The sequence below is a fragment of the Streptomyces sp. NPDC059398 genome, from assembly GCF_042751845.1.
Lineage (GTDB): Bacteria > Actinomycetota > Actinomycetes > Streptomycetales > Streptomycetaceae > Streptomyces.
In genome coordinates this window covers 1-3,737 of the sequence record NZ_JBHYWP010000085.1, presented here as the reverse complement: position 1 = coordinate 3,737, position 3,737 = coordinate 1, and the positions used below count along the sequence as shown (strand labels likewise).

The window sequence follows — 3,737 nt, the reverse complement described above, 5'->3', positions numbered from 1 at the left end:
GGAGCGGGGTGGAGCGGTGGGGCGGCGTGGTTGACCCCCCCGTCCCGGCCTGGCCCGGGGGCCCCGCCCTGCCGGTGGGGGAGTTGGGCGGGGCCGACCCCGGCTCCGGTATGGCCGTCCGGGCCGCCGGACGCGCCGGTTCCGTACGGCAGTGGTCCATTGCCGTGCGACGACTCACTGCCCGATGAGACAGCCATCCCCGTATCCCACCTCTCCGAATAGCGCAGTGGGCCCCCGAGTGCGTCACCCTACTAGCTGGAGGTGACGGAGCGGCACCCTCCGGAAGCGCGCTGCGCACGGGCGGACGCGTAGAGGCAGACGGCGGCGGCCGTGGCGAGATTGAGACTCTCGGCCCGGCCGTGGATGGGGACGCGGACGACGGCGTCGGCAAGGGCCCTGGTCTCCTCGGGGAGCCCCCACGCCTCGTTGCCGAACACCCAGGCGCTCGGGCCGCCCATGGTGCCGGCGTCGAGCTCGGCGTCGAGGTCGTCGTCGCCCGCGCCGTCGGCGGCGAGGATCCGCACCCCGGCGGCCTTGAGCCCGGCGACGGCCCGCTCGACCGGGACACCGACCGCCACGGGCAGATGGAAGTGCGAACCGACCGACGCCCGCACGGACTTGGGGTTGTACAGATCGACGGATGCGTCGGTCAGGACGACGGCGTCGGCGCCCGCCGCGTCGGCGCAGCGCAGCACCGTACCGGCGTTGCCCGGGTCGCGTACATGGGCGAGTACGGCCACCAGCCGGGGGCGGGCCGCGAGGATCTCGTCGAAGGGCGAGTCCAGGAAGCGGCAGACACCGACAAGGCCCTGCGGGGTGATGGTCTGGGAGAGTTCGGCGAGTACGTCGTCGCCGGCCAGGTGGACACGCGCCCCGGCGTCGTGCGCCGCGGCGACGATGGATGCGTACCGCTCGGCGGCCTCCGCCGTGGTGAACAGTTCGAGGAGTGTCGGCTCGCCGCCGACCCGGTGGTGCACGGCCTCGCGCACGGCCTGCGGCCCCTCGGCGATGAACCGGCGTTCCTTGGTACGGAAGTTGCGCCGGGCGAGCCGCCTGGCGGCGGCGACGCGCGGGGAACGCGGGGAGATCAGCTCGGCGGGGGTGCCCATGGTCGGCGTTTCACCTTACTCACGTATCGACGTACGGAACTGCGGCCGTCCGGCTGCTGGGGCCGGGGCCGGGCGTCGGTCTGCGTCGGCCTGCGTCGGTCCGGTCCGCGCGGGTCGGTATCGGTCCGCGCGGGCCCGTGTCCGTCCCCGCCGGTCCGCGGTGCGACCCGCGGGGAGGGAGGCACGATCGGCCCGCCGAACACAGCGGACCCGCAGGCGGATACCGCCTGCGGGTCCAGCCGGCCGGGCTCCGGCTGAAGTGCTTGCCTGATCAGGCAGCGGTCTTCGGCGCGTTGACGTCGCTCGGGAGCGCCTTCTGCGCGACCTCGACCAGCGCGGCGAACGCGTTGGTGTCGTTGACGGCCAGCTCGGCGAGGATCTTGCGGTCCACCTCGATGTTGGCGGCCTTCAGACCCTGGATGAGGCGGTTGTACGTCATGCCGTTCTCGCGGGCAGCGGCGTTGATGCGCTGGATCCACAGCTGACGGAAGTCGCCCTTGCGCTTCTTGCGGTCGTTGTAGTTGTAGACCAGGGAGTGGGTGACCTGCTCCTTGGCCTTGCGGTACAGGCGCGAGCGCTGACCGCGGTAGCCCTTGGCCGCTTCGAGAACTGCCCGGCGCTTCTTGTGGGCGTTGACTGCCCGCTTGACGCGTGCCACTTGTTGACTCCTTGTAGCGGGGCCGTGGGTGAACTCACACGGCCCGGAAACGAATTGGTCCCGGTCCCGACATCGCGCCCCCGGGGGTCACCGGGGGCGGCGACGTCACTTGCCGAGAAGCTTCTTGATCTTCTTGGCGTCGGCCGGGGCCACCACGACGGTGCCGGTCAGCGAACGCGTCTTCTTGGACGACTTGTGCTCCAGCAGGTGGCGCTTGCCGGCGCGCTCACGGAGCACCTTGCCGGAGCCGGTGATCTTGAAGCGCTTGCTGGAGCCGCTGTGCGTCTTGTTCTTCGGCATCGCGCCGTACTCTCCTCGTCAGTGGCACTCCCCCGGTGCAGGGCACCGGAGACCGGGAGCGTCAGATCGTTGGTATGTGTTCCGGGCGGAACCCCGGGGCCGCCTGGCTGGAGGCCCGTCCGGTCACGCTTCGGAGGTGGTCTCGGCCGGAGTGTCGGCCTCTGCCTCGGCCGGAGCCTCGGCGACCTCGTCCGCGGACCCCTGACGCTCCGCCTTACGGGCGGCCTGGGCCTCACGCGCCTCGGCCATGGCCTCGGTCTTCTTCTTGTGCGGGCCAAGCACCATGATCATGTTTCGGCCGTCCTGCTTCGGGTTCGACTCGATGAACCCGAGGTCCTCGACGTCCGAAGCGAGACGCTGGAGCAGCCGGAAGCCCAGTTCGGGGCGGGACTGCTCGCGACCGCGGAACATGATCGTGATCTTGACCTTGTCGCCCTGCTTGAGGAAGCGCACGACGTGACCCTTTTTGGTGTCGTAGTCATGCGGGTCGATCTTCGGCCGGAGCTTCATCTCCTTGATGACCGTGTGCGCCTGGTTCTTGCGCGCCTCACGGGCCTTCATGGCCGACTCGTACTTGAACTTCCCGTAATCCATGAGCTTGCACACGGGCGGACGGGCGGTCGCCGCGACCTCGACCAGGTCGAGGTCGTACTCCTGTGCCAGCTCCAGGGCCTTGGCGAGCGGGACAATGCCCACCTGCTCGCCGCTGGGTCCGACAAGTCGCACCTCGGGAACGCGAATCCGGTCGTTGATGCGGGGCTCGGCGCTGATGGATCCTCCTCGGTAGCACCACACGGCTCTCTGGCAGACAGCCGCGTAACGTCTGTTTAGACAGACCAACCGCACCTGGAACTGAAAAACGCCCCGGACGGGACACAGGCGGGAGCTCCTCACATACCGGAGCACCGCCGCGTCTGCCGCGGGGCGCACATCGGGTGGCTTCCATCGTCCGTACGGAACGATGGGCGCCGCCTGACCGGTGACCCGCCGTCCCGGAGGACAGTCAGGTGGGAGATCGGAGCCTCCACTTGTGGGCCGGGCACATAGATGTCCGGCCGGTCGTTACACAAGGTTAGCACCCCGGACCCGGTGCTGCGAACCGGTGCGCTGCGGCCTCCGCGCGGGGGCGCCGGGGCCACGGCATATCGTGTGCCTCATGAGCGACGCGACCCCCTCCCCCGCCCCCGAAGAACCTGCCGAGGCCCCCGGCTTCGACTCCATGACCCGTGACATCGCGGACGTCCCCGCGGTCGAGGTGATCACGACGGTCGCGGTGCATCTGATGAGCTCGGCCGCCGTCAACCTGGGCCTGGCCGAGGACGGCGAGAAGCACAAGGACCTCGACGAGGCCAGGAAGCTGATCCAGGCGCTGGCCGGACTGATCACGGCGAGCGCCACGGAGATCAGCTCCTTCCACGCGGCTCCGCTGCGCGACGGCCTGAAATCGCTCCAGCTTGCCTTCCGCGAGGCGTCCGCCGTGCCCGACGAGCCGGGTGAGGGTCCGGGCGAGAAGTACACGGGGCCGGTCTACGGCTGAGTCAGGGGCCTTGGGGGGGGTCCCGGACCCGCCCCAAGCCCGGCGCCCGGCCGGCGGCCGGCCACCCCGGGGCCGGGCGGGGCGGGGCCCGGGGCCGGGGGGGGTCTCGGGGTGGGGGGGGGGGGGGCGGGGG

General features: G+C 70.8%; 5 protein-coding genes and 1 pseudogene. 1 reads left to right on the top strand and 5 read right to left on the bottom strand.

Translation table 11 applies throughout. The annotated features are described in order from the left end of the window. From ACFXBC_RS26020 to infC, 5 genes and pseudogenes are all read right to left on the bottom strand, one after another. Nucleotides 1-197: pseudogene (locus ACFXBC_RS26020) on the bottom strand (hypothetical protein); the annotation flags it as partial. Nucleotides 198-251: 54 nt separating this feature from the next. After that, nucleotides 252-1,109: a TrmH family RNA methyltransferase gene (locus ACFXBC_RS26015; protein ID WP_385029154.1), complete on the bottom strand. Its 858-nt coding sequence runs from the start codon at nt 1,107-1,109 to the stop codon at nt 252-254. A gap of 271 nt (nt 1,110-1,380) precedes the next feature. Beyond that, a complete protein-coding gene (gene rplT / locus ACFXBC_RS26010; RefSeq protein WP_164266673.1) occupies nt 1,381-1,767 on the bottom strand; it encodes a 50S ribosomal protein L20 in 387 nt (128 codons plus the stop codon). Between the two features lie 105 nt (nt 1,768-1,872). After that, the gene (gene rpmI / locus ACFXBC_RS26005; protein WP_164266672.1) at nt 1,873-2,067 is read right to left on the bottom strand and encodes a 50S ribosomal protein L35; all 195 of its coding nucleotides are present in this window, start codon (nt 2,065-2,067) and stop codon (nt 1,873-1,875) included. 123 nt (nt 2,068-2,190) lie between these two features. Next, a complete protein-coding gene (gene infC, locus ACFXBC_RS26000) occupies nt 2,191-2,862 on the bottom strand; it encodes a translation initiation factor IF-3 (RefSeq protein WP_385029149.1) in 672 nt (223 codons plus the stop codon). 361 nt (nt 2,863-3,223) lie between these two features. On the opposite strand from infC, the gene ACFXBC_RS25995 reads away from it, so the two are divergent. Next, the gene (locus tag ACFXBC_RS25995) at nt 3,224-3,604 is read left to right on the top strand and encodes a DUF1844 domain-containing protein (protein WP_385029146.1); all 381 of its coding nucleotides are present in this window, start codon (nt 3,224-3,226) and stop codon (nt 3,602-3,604) included. Nucleotides 3,605-3,737: the final 133 nt, after the last annotated feature.